16 protein-coding genes and 1 other RNA gene are annotated in these 17,604 nt (G+C 67.5%); 13 read left to right on the top strand and 4 right to left on the bottom strand.

What is annotated here, in order from left to right:
• Positions 1 to 71 precede the first annotated feature (71 nt).
• The 9 genes from ffs (at position 72) to AC6LJ9_RS13270 (ending at position 8,193) form a co-directional block, all read left to right on the top strand.
• An RNA gene (gene ffs / locus AC6LJ9_RS13310) (signal recognition particle sRNA small type) lies at positions 72 to 169 on the top strand.
• Positions 170 to 288: 119 nt separating this feature from the next.
• The gene (locus tag AC6LJ9_RS13305; protein WP_498147914.1) at positions 289 to 2,457 is read left to right on the top strand and encodes a DNA polymerase III subunit gamma/tau; all 2,169 of its coding nucleotides are present in this window, start codon (positions 289 to 291) and stop codon (positions 2,455 to 2,457) included.
• 48 nt (positions 2,458 to 2,505) lie between these two features.
• Positions 2,506 to 2,832 (top strand): YbaB/EbfC family nucleoid-associated protein, encoded by a 327-nt coding sequence (locus AC6LJ9_RS13300; protein ID WP_103275754.1) that lies wholly within the window; start codon positions 2,506 to 2,508, stop codon positions 2,830 to 2,832.
• A 54-nt stretch (positions 2,833 to 2,886) separates the two neighbouring features.
• The gene (recR, locus tag AC6LJ9_RS13295; RefSeq protein WP_498147913.1) at positions 2,887 to 3,495 is read left to right on the top strand and encodes a recombination mediator RecR; all 609 of its coding nucleotides are present in this window, start codon (positions 2,887 to 2,889) and stop codon (positions 3,493 to 3,495) included.
• An 83-nt stretch (positions 3,496 to 3,578) separates the two neighbouring features.
• Complete coding sequence (locus tag AC6LJ9_RS13290; protein WP_498147912.1) at positions 3,579 to 4,868, top strand: CaiB/BaiF CoA transferase family protein; 1,290 nt, start codon at positions 3,579 to 3,581, stop codon at positions 4,866 to 4,868.
• The gene (locus tag AC6LJ9_RS13285) at positions 4,849 to 5,889 is read left to right on the top strand and encodes an ABC transporter substrate-binding protein (RefSeq protein WP_212314121.1); all 1,041 of its coding nucleotides are present in this window, start codon (positions 4,849 to 4,851) and stop codon (positions 5,887 to 5,889) included. The genes AC6LJ9_RS13290 and AC6LJ9_RS13285 overlap by 20 nt, the downstream gene beginning before the upstream one ends.
• Positions 5,882 to 6,688: an ABC transporter ATP-binding protein gene (locus AC6LJ9_RS13280; protein WP_498147911.1), complete on the top strand. Its 807-nt coding sequence runs from the start codon at positions 5,882 to 5,884 to the stop codon at positions 6,686 to 6,688. The genes AC6LJ9_RS13285 and AC6LJ9_RS13280 overlap by 8 nt, the downstream gene beginning before the upstream one ends.
• Positions 6,689 to 6,854: 166 nt before the next feature.
• On the top strand, positions 6,855 to 7,652 hold the full coding sequence (locus AC6LJ9_RS13275) for an ABC transporter permease (RefSeq protein ID WP_498147910.1): 798 nt from the start codon (positions 6,855 to 6,857) through the stop codon (positions 7,650 to 7,652).
• 13 nt (positions 7,653 to 7,665) lie between these two features.
• Positions 7,666 to 8,193 (top strand): carboxymuconolactone decarboxylase family protein, encoded by a 528-nt coding sequence (locus AC6LJ9_RS13270; RefSeq protein ID WP_498147909.1) that lies wholly within the window; start codon positions 7,666 to 7,668, stop codon positions 8,191 to 8,193.
• Positions 8,194 to 8,267: 74 nt separating this feature from the next.
• Here the strand turns inward: AC6LJ9_RS13270 and tal are convergent, their stop codons facing one another.
• Positions 8,268 to 9,221: a transaldolase gene (gene tal, locus AC6LJ9_RS13265; RefSeq protein ID WP_498147908.1), complete on the bottom strand. Its 954-nt coding sequence runs from the start codon at positions 9,219 to 9,221 to the stop codon at positions 8,268 to 8,270.
• 246 nt (positions 9,222 to 9,467) lie between these two features.
• Between tal and carA the strand changes: the two genes are divergently transcribed.
• The 4 genes from carA (at position 9,468) to AC6LJ9_RS13245 (ending at position 15,729) form a co-directional block, all read left to right on the top strand.
• A complete protein-coding gene (gene carA / locus AC6LJ9_RS13260; protein WP_199770908.1) occupies positions 9,468 to 10,622 on the top strand; it encodes a glutamine-hydrolyzing carbamoyl-phosphate synthase small subunit in 1,155 nt (384 codons plus the stop codon).
• Between the two features lie 10 nt (positions 10,623 to 10,632).
• Positions 10,633 to 13,875, top strand: coding sequence for a carbamoyl-phosphate synthase large subunit (gene carB / locus AC6LJ9_RS13255; RefSeq protein WP_498147907.1), 3,243 nt, complete (start codon positions 10,633 to 10,635; stop codon positions 13,873 to 13,875).
• Between the two features lie 49 nt (positions 13,876 to 13,924).
• Positions 13,925 to 14,821, top strand: a complete 897-nt coding sequence (gene lpxO, locus AC6LJ9_RS13250; RefSeq protein WP_498147906.1) for a lipid A hydroxylase LpxO — start codon at positions 13,925 to 13,927, stop codon at positions 14,819 to 14,821.
• Positions 14,822 to 14,964: 143 nt separating this feature from the next.
• A complete protein-coding gene (locus tag AC6LJ9_RS13245) occupies positions 14,965 to 15,729 on the top strand; it encodes an SDR family oxidoreductase (protein ID WP_498147905.1) in 765 nt (254 codons plus the stop codon).
• A gap of 16 nt (positions 15,730 to 15,745) precedes the next feature.
• Here the strand turns inward: AC6LJ9_RS13245 and AC6LJ9_RS13240 are convergent, their stop codons facing one another.
• The 3 genes from AC6LJ9_RS13240 to AC6LJ9_RS13230 all read right to left on the bottom strand — a co-directional run bounded on the left by AC6LJ9_RS13240 (position 15,746) and on the right by AC6LJ9_RS13230 (position 17,366).
• A complete protein-coding gene (locus tag AC6LJ9_RS13240) occupies positions 15,746 to 16,390 on the bottom strand; it encodes a histidine phosphatase family protein (RefSeq protein ID WP_103275743.1) in 645 nt (214 codons plus the stop codon).
• A 95-nt stretch (positions 16,391 to 16,485) separates the two neighbouring features.
• The gene (locus AC6LJ9_RS13235; protein ID WP_498147904.1) at positions 16,486 to 16,902 is read right to left on the bottom strand and encodes a FlxA-like family protein; all 417 of its coding nucleotides are present in this window, start codon (positions 16,900 to 16,902) and stop codon (positions 16,486 to 16,488) included.
• 41 nt (positions 16,903 to 16,943) lie between these two features.
• A complete protein-coding gene (locus AC6LJ9_RS13230; RefSeq protein WP_498147903.1) occupies positions 16,944 to 17,366 on the bottom strand; it encodes a FlxA-like family protein in 423 nt (140 codons plus the stop codon).
• Positions 17,367 to 17,604: the final 238 nt, after the last annotated feature.

Raw genomic sequence — 17,604 nt, 5'->3', positions numbered from 1 at the left:
CATCCAGGCCCCCTCGGGGGCCAGCCAGCACGAATTCGCAGGCAGAGCGCAGCTCTGCTAGAATTCGTGCTGGCGGGCCCCTCCGCATGGTTCGACGGTGAACCTGGTCAGGTCGGGAACGAAGCAGCCATAGTCGTTTAGGGTCAGTGCCGGAGTCAGGCTCGCCAACCGGTTTTCGCAAAGGGGACGGGGTTATTTTCCACGGGGGATTCCCCGGAAGATGATTCCGTCCCCTTTGCATTTCGCGGGGGTAGGCAACGGCTCTTGCAAAGGCTCTACAATCCAGCCATGACTTATCTGGTACTGGCCCGCAAGTGGCGGCCGCGATCGTTCGATACCCTCGTGGGACAGGATCACGTGGTGCGCGCGCTCACGCACGCGCTGGACACCCAGCGACTGCATCACGCCTGGCTGTTCACCGGCACCCGCGGCGTGGGCAAGACCACGCTGTCGCGCATCCTGGCCAAATCGCTCAACTGCGAAACCGGCATCACCTCCAAGCCCTGCGGCGTCTGTCGCGCCTGCACCGAGATCGATTCCGGCCGTTTCGTCGACTACCTCGAACTGGACGCGGCCTCGAACCGCGGCGTCGAGGAAATGACCCAGCTGCTCGAGCAGGCCGTCTACGCGCCGGGCGCGGGCCGCTTCAAGGTCTACATGATCGACGAAGTCCACATGCTGACCGGGCATGCGTTCAACGCCATGCTCAAGACGCTGGAAGAGCCGCCGCCGCACGTCAAATTCATCCTCGCGACCACCGATCCGCAGAAGATCCCGGTGACCGTGCTGTCGCGCTGCCTGCAGTTCAACCTGAAGCAGATGCCGGCCGACTCCATCGTTGGCCATCTGCAGGCCGTGCTGGGCCAGGAACAGGTCGGCTTCGAGATTCCCGCGCTGCGCCTGATAGGCCAGGCGGCCTCCGGCTCCATGCGCGATGCCCTGTCGCTGACCGACCAGGCCATCGCCTACAGCGCCGGCAACCTGACCGAAGAAGCCGTGCGCGGCATGCTGGGCACGATCGACCAGCGTCATCTGGTGCGGTTACTGGACGCGCTGGCCACGGGCGACGCCAAGGGCGTGCTGGCCGTGGCCGATGAACTGGCCATCCGTGGCCTGTCCTATGCCGGCGCGCTGGCGGACCTGGCGGTGCTGCTCTCGCGCGTGGCGATCGAGCAGCGCGTGACCGGCGTCACGCCGGCGGAAGACCCGCTGGCCGCCGATATCTCGCGGCTGGCGCAGGCCCTGCATCCGGAAGCCGTCCAGCTGTTTTATTCCGTCGCCGTGCACAGCCGCGGCGAGCTGACGCTGGCGCCCGACGAATACGCCGGCTTCATCATGGCCTGCCTGCGCATGCTGGCGCTGAACGGCGAGGCCGGCCCGCAGACCGCGCTGGAAGCGCCGGCCGCGCCGGCGCGCCAGACGGCCGAACCCGCCGTCGCTGTCGCCGCGCCGGTCTCTACGCCGGCGCCTGTGGCTGCGCCGCGCCCGCAAGCGGCACAGGTCGAAGCGCCGGCTGCGCCGGCCCCGGCTCCTGTCGCCGCGCCCGAATCCGTTGCGCCTGCGCAGCCGACGCAGGCCGTCGCGCCGCAAGCGGCCGCGACCCAGGCTGTTGCCCCGCAATCCGGCATGCCTGCCGCGCCAGCCACGGAGGAACCCGCGAGCGTGGCGTCCGTGGTTCAGGTCGCGCCGGCCGAGCCTTCCGCCGCGCCCGAGTCCGCGCCGGAAGGCGTGCCGCCTTGGGAAGAGTTGCCCGATGCCGCGCCTGCCGCCGTACAAGCCAGGCCCGGCGCCGCCGCGCTGGCCGTGACGCCGGCGGTCTCCGCCGTTACGGCGCCCGCGCCGGCGCAGGATGAACCCGACGGTCCGCCGTCATGGGTCGACGAGGAAATTCCCTACGAAGCCGAAGGCGGCTTCGTGCCGGAAAGCGGCTTCACGTCCGATCCGGATGATGAATTCGAAACGCTGGCCAGCGCGCCCTCGTCGGCCGCGCCGGCCGCCGCCGCGCCGGTCCGCCGCGAAGCGCCGCCCGCGCGCAAGCGCCAGTCCCGCGCCCGCATCGCCGACATGACGCAGGCTTCCTGGCCCGAGCTGGCCGCGCGCCTGCCGGTCACCGGCCTGGCGGCCGAGCTGGCGCGCCAGAGCGAATGGGCAGGCGTGCACGGCGATGCCATCGTGTTGCGCGTGGCCGTGAAGACACTGGCCGAAAGCGAAAGCCGCGTGCGCCTGCAGACCGTGCTGTGCGAACACTTCGGCCAGGGCATCCGGCTGGACGTGGACGTGGGCGCGGTCGGTGACGCCACCGCGCATGCCGTGGCCCAGGCCGAGCGCGCCGCGCGCCAGCAGGCCGCCGAGGACGCGGTCGCCGTCGATCCCTTCGTGCAGGCCCTGGTATCCGATTTCGGCGGCCAGGTGGTGGCCGGTTCGGTTCGCCACGTGGACGCCCCCGCCGCCCGCTAGCGCGGCGGCACATTCCCGATCACACCCCTTAGTTCAAGGAACATCGCCATGATGAAAGGACAACTGGCCGGCCTGATGCGCCAGGCGCAGCAGATGCAGGAAAACATGAAGAAGGCGCAGGACGCGCTGGCCGAGATCCAGGTCGAGGGCGCCTCGGGCGGCGGCCTGGTCAAGGTCACCATGACCTGCCGCCACGACGTCAAGCGCGTCGCCATCGACCCGTCGCTGCTGGGCGACGACAAGGACATGCTGGAAGACCTGGTGGCCGCGGCGTTCAACGACGCGCTGCGCAAGGCCGAGGCGACCTCGCAGGAAAAGATGGCGTCGGTGACCGCCGGCATGCCCATGCCCCCGGGCATGAAGTTCCCCTTCTGATGTCGCGCGCCCGCGCCACGGACAACTGACTAGCCTGGTTGAGGCCGCCGCGTCATGGATCCCCAACTGCCTGAACCCGAACCACTGGTCTCGTTGATCGAGGCCCTGCGGCGCCTGCCCGGCGTGGGCGTGCGTTCGGCCCGGCGCATGGCCTACCACCTGATGCAGCACGATCTGCAGGGTGCGGACATGCTGGGCCGGGCGCTGGCCGGCGCGGTGCAGAACCTGCGTCACTGCGCGCGTTGCAACAGCTTCACCGAAGACGAGATCTGCTCCACCTGCGCCAATCCCAAGCGCGATCCCTCGTTGCTGTGCATCGTCGAGACGCCAGCGGACCAGAACATGATCGAGTCCAGCCACGGCTACCGTGGCCTGTACTACGTGCTGATGGGCCGGGTCGCGCCGCTGGAGGGCATCGGCCCGCGCGAGCTGGATTTCGACCGCGTCATCCATCGCGCCACCGACGGCGTGGTGCAGGAAGTCATCCTGGCCACCAACTTCACCGCCGAGGGCGAGACCACCGCCCACTTCCTGGGCGAGGCCCTGTCCGAGCGCGGGCTGAAGGTCACGCGGCTGGCGCGCGGCGTGCCGGCGGGCAGCGAGCTTGAATACGTGGACGCCGGCACCATCGCCTGGGCACTGATGGAGCGCAAGAGCACCTAGACCTATCGCGTCGCCCAGGCGACGCGGCGCACGGCCGCGGCAATGTACCGTGGCTGGCGTCATCCACCAGAGGAAGACAAACCATGTCGGCTTTGACAGGGCTGAAAGTCCTGGAGTTGGGCACGCTCATCGCGGGTCCATTCGCGGCGCGCATCTTCGGTGAATTCGGCGCCGACGTCATCAAGGTGGAAACTCCGCACGGCCCGGACGGCTCGGGGGGCGGCGATCCCATACGCAGCTGGCGTCATCTGCACCAGGGCAACTCGCTGTGGTGGTCGGTGCAGGCGCGCAACAAGCGCTCCATCGCGCTCAACCTCAAGGATCCGCGCGCCCGCGACATCGCGCGCCAGCTGGCGCTGGAGGCCGACGTGGTGGTCGAGAACTACCGCCCCGGCGTGCTGGAGAAGTGGGGCCTGGGCTACGAGCAGCTGCGCGCGCTGAATCCCGCGACCATCATGGTGCGCCTGTCCGGCTACGGGCAGACCGGGCCGATGAAGGACCAGCCGGGTTTCGGCGCCATCGGCGAATCCATGGGCGGCCTGCGCTACGTGTCGGGCCATCCGGACCGTCCGCCCTTGCGGGTCGGCATTTCCATAGGCGATTCGATCGCCGCGCTGCATGGCGTGATCGGCGCGATGATGGCGCTGCGCCACCGCGACGCCACCGGCGGCCGCTGGAACGGCCAGGCCGGCGAGGCCTGCCGGGCGGGGCAGGGCCAGATGGTGGACGTGGCGCTGTACGAGGCCGTGTTCAACATGATGGAGAGCCTGGTGCCCGAGTACGACGTGGCCGGCGTGGTGCGCGAGCGCACCGGCGGCGCGCTGCCGGGCATCGTGCCCTCCAACACCTACACCACCCGCGACGGCCAGAACGTGGTCATCGCCGGCAACGGCGACGCCATCTTCCGCCGCCTGATGCAGGCCATCGGCCGCGAGGACCTGGCCGCCGATCCCGACCTGGCGCGCAACGACGGCCGCGCCCGCCGCGTCGAGGAGATCGACGGCGCCATCCAGCAATGGTGCGGCGGACGCGACATCGACGAGGCGCTGGGCACGCTCAAACGGGCCGACGTGCCCGTGGGCAAGATCTACAGCGTGGCCGACATGTTCGCCGATCCGCAGTTCCTGGCGCGCGGCATGATCGAGCAGCACTGCTTCGCCGACGGCTCGCCGGTGAAGCTGCCGGCGGTGGTGCCGAAGCTGTCCGAAACCCCTGGCGGCACGCGCTGGATCGGGCCGGAATTAGGGGAACATACCGAGGAAGTCCTGAAATCGCTGGGGTATGATTCAGCGGCTATCGACGAGCTGGCGAAGACCGGCGCCATCGGTAGGCCCGAGAACCAGGAGACAAGCAATGACAGTCACTCGTCGTGATCTGCTCAAGATGGCCGGCGCCGCCGGCGTCATGGGCATGGCCCCCGCCATCGTGCGCGCACAGAAGCTGGAAAAGACCAAGGTTCAGATCGCCGTCGGCGGCAAGCCGCTGATCTACTACCTGCCGCTATCCATCGCCGAAGCGCGGGGCTATTTCAAGGACGAAGGGCTGGACGTGAGCATCGCCGACTTCGCCGGCGGCTCCAAGGCCCTGCAGGCCGTGGTGGGCGGCAGCGCCGACGTGGTGTCGGGCGCCTTCGAGCACACGCTGGCCATGCAGTCCAAGGGCCAGTTCTACCGCGCTTTCGCGCTGCAGGGCCGCGCGCCCATGATCGGCGTGGGCGTGTCGAAGAAGGCCATGCCCGGCTACAAGGGCCCGGCGGACCTCAAGGGCAAGAAGATCGGCGTGACAGCGCCGGGCTCGTCCACCAACATGGTGGTCAACTTCTTCCTGGCCAAGCACGGCCTGAAGGCATCCGACGTGTCCATCATCGGCGTGGGCGCCGGCGCGGGCGCGGTGACCGCGCTGCGCAGCGGCCAGATCGACGCCATCTCGAATACCGACCCGGTCGTGTCCATGCTGGAGATGCCGGGCGAGATCCAGATCATCGTCGACACGCGCACGCTCAAGGACACGCAGGCGATCTTCGGCGGCAACATGCCGGCCGGTTGCCTGTACGCGCCGCAGGCCTTCATCGACGCCAATCCCAACACCACCCAGGCATTGGCCAACGCGCTGGTGCGCGCAGACAAGTGGATCCAGAAGGCCGGCCCCGATGAGATCGCCAAGGTCGTGCCCGAAAGCTATCTGCTGGGCGACCCGGCCGTGTACAAGACCGCCATCTCCAAGAGCCTGGAAGGCCTGTCGCCCGACGGGCTGATCCCGGAAGACGGAGCGGCCACCGCGCTCAAGGCGCTGGCCGCCTACCAGGCCGATTTCGACGCCGCCAAGATCGACGCCTCGAAGGTCTGGACCAACGATTTCGCGCGCCGCGCCAACGAGAAGTACCCCAATGGCTGAAGCCGCGCTCGCGCTGGAAAACATCAGCTGCACCTTTGTTTCCCGCGACGACCGCTCGCAACGCTACACCGCGGTCAGCGACACCTCCCTGGCCATCGCGCCAGGGGAGTTCGTGTCCGTGGTCGGCCCCACCGGCTGCGGCAAGTCCACCTTGCTGAACGTTGGCGCCGGCCTGCTGGCGCCGTCGTCCGGGCAAGTCAAGGTCTTCGGCAAGCCGCTGTCAGGCATCAATGCCCGCGCCGGCTACATGTTCCAGGGCGAGGCGCTGCTGCCGTGGCGCAGCGCGCTGGACAACGTGATGGCCGGCCTGGATTTCGCCGGCGTGCCGCGCCAGGAAGGCGAGGCGCGCGGTCGCGAATGGATGCGCCGCGTCGGCCTGGGCGGTTTCGAGGACCGCTACCCGCACCAGATGTCCGGCGGCATGCGCAAGCGCGTGATGCTGGCGCAGACGCTGATCCGCGATCCCGACATCATCCTGATGGACGAGCCGTTCTCGGCGCTGGACATCCAGACGCGCCAGCTGATGGAAAACGAGGTGCTGGACCTGTGGATGGCCAAGCGCAAGGCCGTGCTCTTCATCACCCATGACCTGGACGAGGCCATCGCCATGAGCGACCGCGTGGTGGTGCTGTCGGCCGGGCCCGGCACGCATCCGATCGGCGAGTTCGTCATCGACCTGCCGCGTCCGCGCGACGTGGCCGAGGTGCGCACGCATCCGCGTTTCGTCGAACTGCACGCCGCGATCTGGGGCGTGTTGCGCGAAGAGGTCCTGAAAGGCTATGCCCAGCAAAGGAAATGACCCCCCTCGAAGCGCGCCTGCGGCGCCTCCCCCCAGGGGGCGCCGCGGGCGGCCCGGCAAAGCCGGCTCCGCTTTGACGGCAGCCTGGCTTTGATGGCGGCCGTTACTCTGGTTGTGAGGCGTGTCTGTGGCAAAAGGGGGCGCAATTGCAGAACGGAAGATTGACATGTCGAAGTCTCTGATCAAACCGGGTTCGGCCAGCCTGCGCTTCTGGCAGTTGCTGCTGCTGGTCGTGATCCTGGGCATCTGGCACCTGGCCTCGCGCGATCCCAAGGTGGCGTTCTTCTTCGGCGAGCCGCTGAAAGTGTGGGGCCGCATCTGGGCCTGGTTCGTCAGCAACGCCGACATCTACACGCACCTGTGGGTGACGCTGACCGAGACCGTGCTGGCGTTCTTCATCGGCACGGCGGCCGGACTGGGGGCGGGGCTGTGGCTGGGGTTGTCGCCGCTGGCCAGCGCGATCCTGGATCCGTACATCAAGGCGGCCAACTCGATGCCGCGCGTGATCCTGGCGCCCATCTTCGGCATGTGGTTCGGCCTGGGCATCTGGTCCAAGGTGGCGCTGGCCGTGACCCTGGTGTTCTTCATCGTGTTCTTCAATGTCTACCAGGGCGTGCGCGAGGTCAGCCCGACACTGCTGGACAACGCGCGCATGCTGGGTGCGCGCCGCCGCCAGTTGCTGCGCCACGTGTACCTGCCGTCCGCCACCAGCTGGGTGTTCTCCAGCCTGCACACCTCCGTCGGCCTGGCCTTCGTGGGCGCGGTGGTGGGCGAGTACCTGGGTTCGGCCAGCGGCGTGGGCTACCTGATCCTGCAGGCCGAAGGCACTTTCGACGTGAACACCGTGTTCGCGGGCATCGTGGTGCTGACGGCGTTCGCGCTGGCGCTGGACTACATCGTCGGCCTGGGCGAGAAGCGCCTGATGAAGTGGCAGCCCAAATCGGGCGAAACCGAAAAGATCTGAACGGAGCCAGACCATGGCGCGCATACCCTACGCAGACCTGTCCCATCCCGAGACCCAACCGCTGGTCGAGCGCATCGTGGCCGAGCGCGGCAGCGTGCTGCATCTGTACCAGATGCTGCTGCACAGCCCGGCGGTGGCCGGCGGCTGGCTCAACTACCTGACCTCGATCCGCCAGCTCAGCACCTTGCCGGGCGACCTGCGCGAGCTGGTCATCATGCGCGTGGCGGTGCTGAACGGCGCGCCCTACGAAGCCGACCAGCATGCGCCGATCGCGCTGAAGGAAGGCGTGACGCAGGCGCAGCTGGACGCGCTGGACGGCTGGCAGGACTCGACGCTGTTCGACGCGCGCGAGCGCGCCGTGCTGGCCTATACCGACGCCATGACGCGCCAGGTGCAGGTGCCCGACGCCGTGTTCCAGGCCGCGCGCCAGGCCATGGGCAGCGACAAGCTGCTGGTCGAGCTGACGGCCACGGTGGCTGCCTACAACATGGTGTCGCGCTTCCTGGAGGCCATGCAGGTCCATACGCACGATCACCGCTGATAGCGGGCGCGGCCGCGGGCAGGACGAAAAAAAGGCCGGGCCTGGCGCCCGGCCTTTCCCTTGCGCGCGGGCGCCTAGCCGCGCTGCGCTTCGATCAGCGCGTCCAGCTTGACCGCGTCCGCGACGAACAGCCGGATGCCTTCGGACAGTTTTTCCGTGGCCATGGCGTCCTCGTTGAGCAGGCCGCGGAAGCTGATCTCGTCCGAGGCGATGCGGGCGATGCCGTTGGCGCCATCGCCGGCGCGCAGCTGCGCCGGTGCGTCGCCTTCGGTGGCCGCCAGCTTGTTCAGCAGCTCGGGGCTGATGGTGAGCAGGTCGCAGCCCGACAGCGCCAGGATCTGGCCCACATTGCGGAAGCTGGCGCCCATGATCTCGGTGGCGATGCCGAACTGCTTGTAGTAGCGGTAGATGCGGGTCACCGACAGCACGCCGGGATCGTTCGGGCCGGCGTTGGCGGCCTCGTCCCAGCCGGCGCCGGCGGCCTTTTTGTGCCAGTCGTAGATGCGGCCCACGAAGGGCGAGATCAACTGCACGCCGGCGTCGGCGCAGGCGACCGCCTGCGGCAGCGAGAACAGCAGCGTCAGGTTGCAGTGGATGCCTTCGGCCTGCAGCGCGCGGGCCGCCTGGATGCCTTCCCAGGTGGAGGCGATCTTGATCAGCACGCGCTCGCGCGCGATGCCGGCCGCTTCATACAGCGCGATCAGGCTGCGCGCGCGCTCGACGGTGGCGCGGGTGTCGAAGGACAGGCGCGCGTCGACCTCGGTCGACACGCGGCCCGGCACGATGTTCAGGATGGCCTGGCCGAAGGCCACCAGCAGCCGGTCCATCAGCTCGGCGGTCGAGGCGCCGCGATGGTCGCGCGCGGTTCGTTCCAGCAGGGGGCGATAGGCGTCCTGCTGCACGGCCTTGAGTATCAGGGACGGGTTGGTGGTGGCGTCGGTGGGGCGCAAGGCCTTCATGGCTTCGAAGTCCCCGGTGTCGGCGACCACGGTGGTGTGAAGGCGCAATGCGTCGAGTTGGCTGGACATGGGCGGTGCGGCTCGCTGCTAGGGGATTGCGGCCGCCGGCTGCCCTTGCCGGGCGCGGCGACCTGGAACAGACCCTAGCGTATCACCGTCGTGATGGTCCGGGCTGGCGCGCGGCAGGGCGGCGATTGGCCGCCGGCGGGTCGGAATCACCCGTTTCGGCCTTATTTGGCGCGGTTTCCCGGGGATTAGGGCCGCTCAAGGTATAATCCGAAGGTTTAATTATAGATTCTGAAACCGGGGTTTACTGTGCTGCCGCAACTCTTTCCCGAGGGGCTCAACCGCTTCCCTCCTGCAATTCTGGCTCTGGCGGACGGTACCATTTTTCGAGGCGTATCGATCGGTGCGCCTGGCCATACGGTCGCCGAGGTGGTGTTCAACACCGCCATGACCGGGTACCAGGAAATTCTCACCGATCCCAGCTATAGCGGCCAGATCGTCACGCTGACCTATCCGCATATCGGCAACACCGGCGTCAACGCCGAGGACGTCGAGGCGAACCGCGTCTACGCCTCCGGCCTGGTGGTCCGCGACTGTCCGGCCCGCGTGTCGAACTTCCGTTCCACGCAATCGCTGCCCGAGTACCTTGCCGAGCAGGGCATCGTCGCCATTTCCGGCATCGACACCCGCAAGCTTACGCGCATCCTGCGCGAGAAGGGCGCCCAGGGCGCCTGCATCTTCGTCGGCGCCGACGCCGAGCGCGCCGTCGAGCTGGCGCGCGGCTTCCCCGGCATGGCCGGCCAGGACCTGGCCCGCGTCGTGTCCATCAAGGACCGCGCCGACTGGACCCAGGGCACCTGGGAACTGGGCGAAGGCTACACCGCGCCCGACCAGTCGCGCTTCCACGTCGTGGCCTACGACTTCGGCGTCAAGAGCAACATCCTGCGCCTGCTGGCCGATCGCGGCTGCCGCATCACGCTGGTGCCGGCCCAGACCACGGCCGACGAAGTCCTCAAGCTCAATCCCGACGGCGTGTTCCTGTCCAACGGCCCTGGCGACCCCGAGCCCTGCGACTACGCCATCGAGGCCACCCGCAAGTTCCTGGACCAGAAGCTGCCGGTGTTCGGCATCTGCCTGGGTCACCAGATCATGGGCCTGGCGGTGGGCGGCAAGACCGTCAAGATGAAGACCGGCCACCACGGCGCCAACCATCCGGTGCAGGACCTGGCGTCCAAGCGCGTGTTCATCACCAGCCAGAACCACGGTTTCGCGGTGGACGCGGCCAGCCTGCCCGCCAATGCGCGCACCACGCACGTCTCGCTGTTCGACGGCACGCTGCAGGGCTTCGAGCTCACCGACCGTCCGGCCTTCTGCTTCCAGGGCCACCCCGAGGCCAGCCCCGGCCCGCACGACATCGTCGTGCTGTTCGACAAGTTCATCAGCCTGATGGCCGGCCAAAAGTAAAGATCGCATCATGCCCAAGCGTACAGACATAAAAAGCATCCTCATCATCGGCGCCGGCCCCATCATCATCGGGCAGGCCTGCGAGTTCGACTATTCGGGCGCCCAGGCGTGCAAGGCGCTCAAGGCCGAGGGCTACCGCACCATCCTGGTGAACAGCAACCCGGCCACCATCATGACGGACCCGGAAACGGCCGACGTCACCTACATCGAGCCCATCACCTGGCAAGCGGTCGAGAAGATCATCGAGCGCGAGAAGCCCGATGCGCTGCTGCCCACCATGGGCGGCCAGACCGCGCTGAACTGCGCGCTGGACCTGGCCCACCACGGCGTGCTGAAGAAGCACAACGTCGAGCTGATCGGCGCCAACGAGCACGCCATCGAGAAGGCCGAGGACCGCCAGAAGTTCAAGCAGGCCATGACCGACATCGGCCTGGAATCGGCCAAGTCGGGCGTCGCCCACAGCATGGACGAGGCCTGGGAAGTGCAGCGCCGCATCGCCGCGGACGTCGGCACCTCGGGCTTCCCCGCCGTGATCCGCCCCAGCTTCACCATGGGCGGCTCGGGCGGCGGCATCGCCTATAACGCCGAGGAATTCGAAACCATCTGCCGCCGCGGCCTGGAAGCCTCGCCCACCAGCGAGCTGCTGATCGAGGAATCGCTGCTGGGCTGGAAGGAATTCGAGATGGAAGTGGTCCGCGACAAGGCGGACAACTGCATCATCGTCTGCTCCATCGAGAACCTGGATCCGATGGGCGTGCACACCGGCGACTCCATCACGGTGGCGCCGGCGCAGACGCTGACGGACAAGGAATACCAGATCATGCGCAACGCGTCGATCGCCGTGCTGCGCGAGATCGGCGTGGACACGGGCGGCTCGAACGTGCAGTTCGCGGTCAACCCGAAGAACGGCCGCATGATCGTCATCGAGATGAACCCGCGCGTGTCGCGTTCGTCGGCGCTGGCCTCCAAGGCCACCGGCTTCCCCATCGCCAAGGTCGCCGCGCGCCTGGCCGTGGGCTACACGCTCGATGAGCTGAAGAACGAAATCACCGGCGGCGCCACGCCCGCCTCGTTCGAGCCCTCGATCGACTACGTGGTCACCAAGGTGCCGCGTTTCGCGTTCGAGAAATTCCCCACCGCCGACGCGCGCCTGACCACCCAGATGAAGTCGGTCGGCGAAGTCATGGCCATCGGCCGCACCTTCCAGGAATCGTTCCAGAAGGCGCTGCGCGGGCTGGAAGTCGGCGTGGACGGCCTGAACCAGAAGACCACCGACCGCGAGAAGCTGCAGGTCGAGCTGGGCGAGCCCGGCCCCGAGCGCATCTGGTACGTGGGCGACGCCTTCGCGCAGGGCTTCACGCTGGACGAAGTGCACAACATCACGCACATCGACCCGTGGTTCCTGTCGCAGATCAAGGAAATCGTCGACATCGAGCTGGCGCTCGAACAGAAGACGCTGTCCGACCTGGACTACGCCACCCTGTGGGAACTGAAGCGTCGCGGCTTCTCCGACCGCCGCCTGGCCTTCCTGCTGGATTCGTCCGAGTCCGAGGTGCGCAAGCTGCGTCACCAGCTCAACGTGCGTCCCGTGTACAAGCGCGTGGACACCTGCGCCGCCGAATTCGCCACCCGCACGGCCTATATGTACTCGACCTACGAGGAAGAGTGCGAAGCCGCGCCCACCGACCGCAAGAAGATCGTGGTGCTGGGCGGCGGTCCGAACCGCATCGGCCAGGGCATCGAATTCGACTACTGCTGCGTGCACGCCGCGCTGGCGCTGCGCGACGACGGGTTCGAGACCATCATGGTCAACTGCAACCCGGAAACCGTGTCCACCGACTACGACACCTCCGACCGCCTGTACTTCGAGCCGCTGACGCTGGAAGACGTGCTGGAGATCGTGCACAAGGAAAACCCGGTCGGCATGATCGTCCAGTATGGCGGCCAGACCCCGCTGAAGCTGGCGCGCGCGCTGGAAGCCAACGGCGTGCCCATCATCGGCACCAGCCCCGAGTCCATCGACGTGGCCGAGGATCGCGAGCGCTTCCAGAAGCTGCTGCACAAGCTCGGCCTGCGCCAGCCGCCCAACCGCACGGCCCGCACCGAGAACGAAGCGCTGGCCCACGCCGCCGAGATCGGCTACCCGCTGGTGGTGCGCCCGAGCTACGTGCTGGGCGGCCGCGCGATGGAAATCGTGCACGAGCAGCAAGACCTGGAGCGCTACATGCGCGAAGCGGTCAAGGTCAGCAACGATTCGCCGGTGCTGCTGGACCGCTTCCTGAACAACGCCACCGAAGTCGACGTGGACTGCCTGTCCGATGGTGAAACCGTCTTCATCGGCGGCGTCATGGAACACATCGAGCAGGCCGGCGTGCACTCGGGCGACTCCGCCTGCAGCCTGCCGCCGTACTCGCTGTCGGCCGACGTGATCGCCGAGATCAAGCGCCAGACCGCGATGATGGCCAAGGCCCTGAACGTCAACGGCCTGATGAACGTGCAGTTCGCGATCCAGGGCGGTGACGTCTACGTGCTGGAAGTGAACCCGCGCGCCTCGCGCACGGTGCCCTACGTGTCCAAGGCCACCGGCCTGCAACTGGCCAAGATCGCCGCGCGCGCCATGGCCGGCCGCAAGCTGGCCGACCAGGGCGTCACCAAGGAAGTCGTGCCGCCGTACTTCTCGGTCAAGGAAGCCGTGTTCCCGTTCGTCAAGTTCCCCGGCGTGGACACCATCCTGGGACCGGAAATGAAGTCGACCGGCGAAGTCATGGGCGTGGGCAACAGCTTCGGCGAAGCCTTCGTCAAGTCGCAGCTGGCCGCCGGCGTGCGCCTGCCGGAATCCGGCACGGCGTTCATCAGCGTGAAGAACCAGGACAAGCCCCGCGCCGTGGAAGTGGCGCGCGGCCTGCACGCCCTGGGCTTCAAGCTGGTCGCCACGCGCGGCACGGCCGCCGAGATCGAGGCCGCCGGCATTCCGGTGCAGCTGGTGAACAAGGTCACCGAAGGCCGTCCGCACATCGTCGACATGGTGAAGAACGGCGAGATCTCGCTGGTCATCAACACCGTCGAAGAGCGCCGCAACGCCATCGCCGACTCGCGCACCATCCGCACGCAGTCGCTGGCCGCGCGCGTGACGTTCTTCACGACCATCGCCGGCGCCCGCGCCGCCGTTGAGGGCATGCAGTACCTGCGTCAAGGCCTGGGCCTGCAGGTGTATCCGCTGCAGGAACTTCACGCGTCCCTGGCGGACAAATAAGGCTCTCGGGCGTGCGCGGCACGCCCGAAGTCATTCTGGAGGTGTAGGGATGAAGTGGTTCATTCTTGCGTTATTCATTGTTTGCGCCACGGTCGTGCATTTCCGTGGCCGGGTCAGGCACAGGTTCTCGCGCCAGGCGCTGGATCATTCCACGTTCACCGCGCCGCTGAACTGCTTCATGTACGCGTTTTCCAGCGTGCCGAACCAGCCGTACCTGGACCTGAAGGACTTTCCCGAGCTGAAGGTGCTGCTGGACCGTTGCGACGAGATTCGCGAAGAGGCCGTGCGCCTGTTCGGTGACGGCCATATCAAGGCGTCCGACAAATACAACGACGCCGGCTTCAATTCGTTCTTCAAGAGCGGCTGGAAGCGCTTCTACCTGAAGTGGTATGACGCCGACCATCCCTCGGCCAGCGCGCTGTGCCCGGTCACGACCGAGCTGCTCAAGGGCATCCCGAACATCAAGGCCGCCATGTTCGCCTCGCTGCCCCCGGGCAGCCGGCTGCCGCGCCACCGCGATCCCTACGCGGGCTCGCTGCGTTTCCACATGGGCCTGATCACGCCCAACAGCCCCGACTGCTACATCAACGTCGACGGCGAGACTTACTACTGGCGCGACGGCGAGGCCGTGGTTTTCGACGAGACCTTCATCCACTACGCCGAGAACAAGACCGATCAGAACCGGATCATCCTGTTCGCCGACGTCGAGCGTCCGATGCGCTTCCGCTGGGCCCAGGCCGTCAACCGCGTGGTGGGCGGCTTCCTGCTGCGCGCGGCGGCCGCGCCCAACCAGGAAGGCGACAAGACCGGCGGCATCAACCGCATCTTCGGCGCCGTGTACGCGGTGCGCCGTGTTGGCAAGGCCCTGAAGAAGCGCAGCCAGCCGCTGTACTACCTGACCAAGTGGCTGCTGGTGGGCGGCATCCTGGCCTGGATCTTCCTGTAGGACGGCCAGCGCGCGGCGTCCGTCCAGGCAGGTTCCGGACGGGTTTGCTGTAGCATGAAGGCGGTGCTTTCCGGTGACGGGGCGCCGCCTTTTTTCTGCCCGCCGTCCGCCGGTCCCCCTACCTTCCGATCTCTCCATCCGTCATGAACCGAGTCTTCATCACTGGCGCCAGCAGCGGCCTGGGCCGCGCGCTGGCGCAGCGCTACGCCGAGGCCGGCGCGACCCTGGGCCTGCTGGGTCGCCGCGAGGCGGCCTTGCGGGAACTGGCCGCCAGCCTGCCCGGACAGCACCGCTGCTATGCGGTGGACGTGCGCGACCGCCAGGCTCTGCATGCGGCCGCCACGGATTTCATCGCCTTCTGCCAGGGGCGGGTGGACGTGGTGATCGCCAGCGCCGGCATCAGCGCGGGCACCTTGACCGAGCATGGCGAGGACTATGACGTGTTCAAGGCCATCGTCGACACCAACCTGCTGGCCACCGTGGCGACCTTCGAGCCTTTCGTCGGCGCCATGCGCGATGCCGGCGGCGGGCGGCTGGTGGGGATTTCCAGCGTGGCCGGCGTGCGCGGGCTGCCTGGGGCGGGCGCCTACAGCGCGTCCAAGTCGGCGGTGACGACCTATTGCGAAAGCCTGAGGCTGGAACTGGCGGGAGACGGGATCCGTGTCGTGACCATCGCGCCGGGCTACATCAAGACCGCGATGACGGCGCACAACCCCTATTCGATGCCATTCCTGATGGAGGCCGGGGATTTCGCCCGGCGCGCCCATGCCGCCATCGAGCGCGGCGTGTCGTACCGGGTGATCCCGTGGCAGATGGGCGTGGCGGCGCGGCTGATGCGCCTGTTGCCCAATGCGGTCTATGACAGGCTGGCGCGCAACGCGCCGCGCAAGCCGCGCAAGGCGGGCTGATTCCGCCCGCCTGGCGTCAGCGCACCACGTCGTTGCGCGTCTCGCCGCTCACGTGGCTGACGTCGCCCCAATCCAGTACCTGCCATTCGCGACCGCTCACGCCGACGCGGTTGATGCTGACGTTCAGCATCGACGCGTCGCGCGGGGCGTTCAGCGGCACGCCGCTGGCGTGGCGCCAGACGATGTCCAGCACGCCGCCGTGCGTGAACAGCATGATGCGCTCGCCGCCGTGGCGTCCGGCAATGTCGTCCACCGTGGAAATCACGCGCGACTGGAACTGGCCCAGCGTCTCGCCGCCGTCCAGCGGGCGCAGCGGATCGCGGCTTTTCCAGGAGGCCGCCGCCGCCGGGGCCAGCGTGTCGATGTGTTCCAGGTCCAGCCCTTCCAGCACGCCGAAGCCGCGTTCGCGGATGCCGGGCTCGGTGCGGATGCGCAGGTCCAGCTGTTCGGCCACGGGCTGGGCGGTATCGCGGGCGCGTTGCAGGTCGCTGCTGTAGAGGGCGTCGAAGCGGGTCTGGACGGCCTCGTCGCGCATGCGCGCGGCCAGTTGCGCGGCCTGCTGCCGGCCGGCCTCGTTCAGCGGAATGTCTTGCCAGCCTTGCAGGCGGCGCTGGCGGTTCCAGTCGGTTTCGCCGTGGCGGATGAACCAGATTTCAGTCATGCGGGGTACGTAGCGGTAAGGGAAGAGGATCCCGGGAGCTTAACGCGACGCGCGGCGTCGCGCTAACCAAGGCCGCTGGTTTGCGCGGCGCCCGACTAGCCCTGCGCCGCGCGCACGCGCCGTTCGGCGCTCTTCATCTGCTCGGACTGGACCTTGGCGATCATGCCCTGGATGTTGACCGCCTGCGTGTTCAGCGCCTGGATCTGGTCCAGCTTCTGCTCGCTGGGCAGATCGGCGTTCTGCGCTTCCTTCAATTGCTGCATCACGCGCGCCAGCTGGGCATAGAGCTGCTTCAGGGTACGCGTGTATTCGTCCTCGGGCTCGGCCGAGGCGGATTCTTGACTTCGGACGACGCTGCCCAGCTTGCCGCCGTTGATGCGCACGCCGGCCGATGGATCGGCCTGGCCGGCCGTGCTGGCGATCTCCTTGGCTTCCTTGTTGGCGCGGATCTTCTGCGCCCACAGGTCCAGCATGCTGCTGTGGGAACTGCCATTGATGGGATCGATGGGCATGGTCGGCTCCGAAAGCGCGCGGCAGCGGAAGGGAAAGAGGACTAGCCGGCCGCCTTGGCCGCCTTGGCCTTGGCAACCAGGACCTTCTGGATCTGGCCCATGATCTGTGTGGCCTGCGAGTTCAGGGACTGCAGCTGTTGCGACTTCTGTTCCGGCGGCATGCTGCTGGCCTCGATCTTGCGGATCTGCTCCATGACCTTGCTCAGCTGGCGCAGCAACTGCTTGATCTGGCGGGTGTAGATGTCGTCGTCTTCCTTGGGCTCGAGGTCCGCGGCCTCTTCGGCCTTCTTGTTCGAGGCGGACAGGCCGCTTTGCTCGCCGTTCAAGCGCAGTTTGCCGTCCGCCGAGATGCTGACCGGATCCGAGCCGTCTGCGCTCTTTTCCTCTCTGTTCGCCCGGATTTTCTGGTTCCAGAGGTCGAACATGGCGTTATTCGAGGTGCTGCCGATAGGGTTGATGGCCATGATAGTCCCGCGTTGTTGGTGATTTTCTGGGGTAGGTCCTGACAAGTACGGCATTCTGGCGCTGAAATTAAGGCCCACCCCCGAAGCGCCTTTGGCGCTTCCCCCTCAAGGGGGCATGCCTACGGACCGGCGGAGCCGGATCCGTGGCATCCCGCTGGGGGAGGGGCGTTACATGCTTGGGGGATGACTTAAATATTGCAGGGGGTTCCCGCGGGCCTTTACACTGGCGCCCGCCCGC

The sequence above is a fragment of the Achromobacter sp. 1011811831 genome (genome assembly GCF_059760905.1).
Note: the sequence above shows the minus strand (reverse complement) of the source record. Positions and strands in the feature narration are given on the sequence as shown.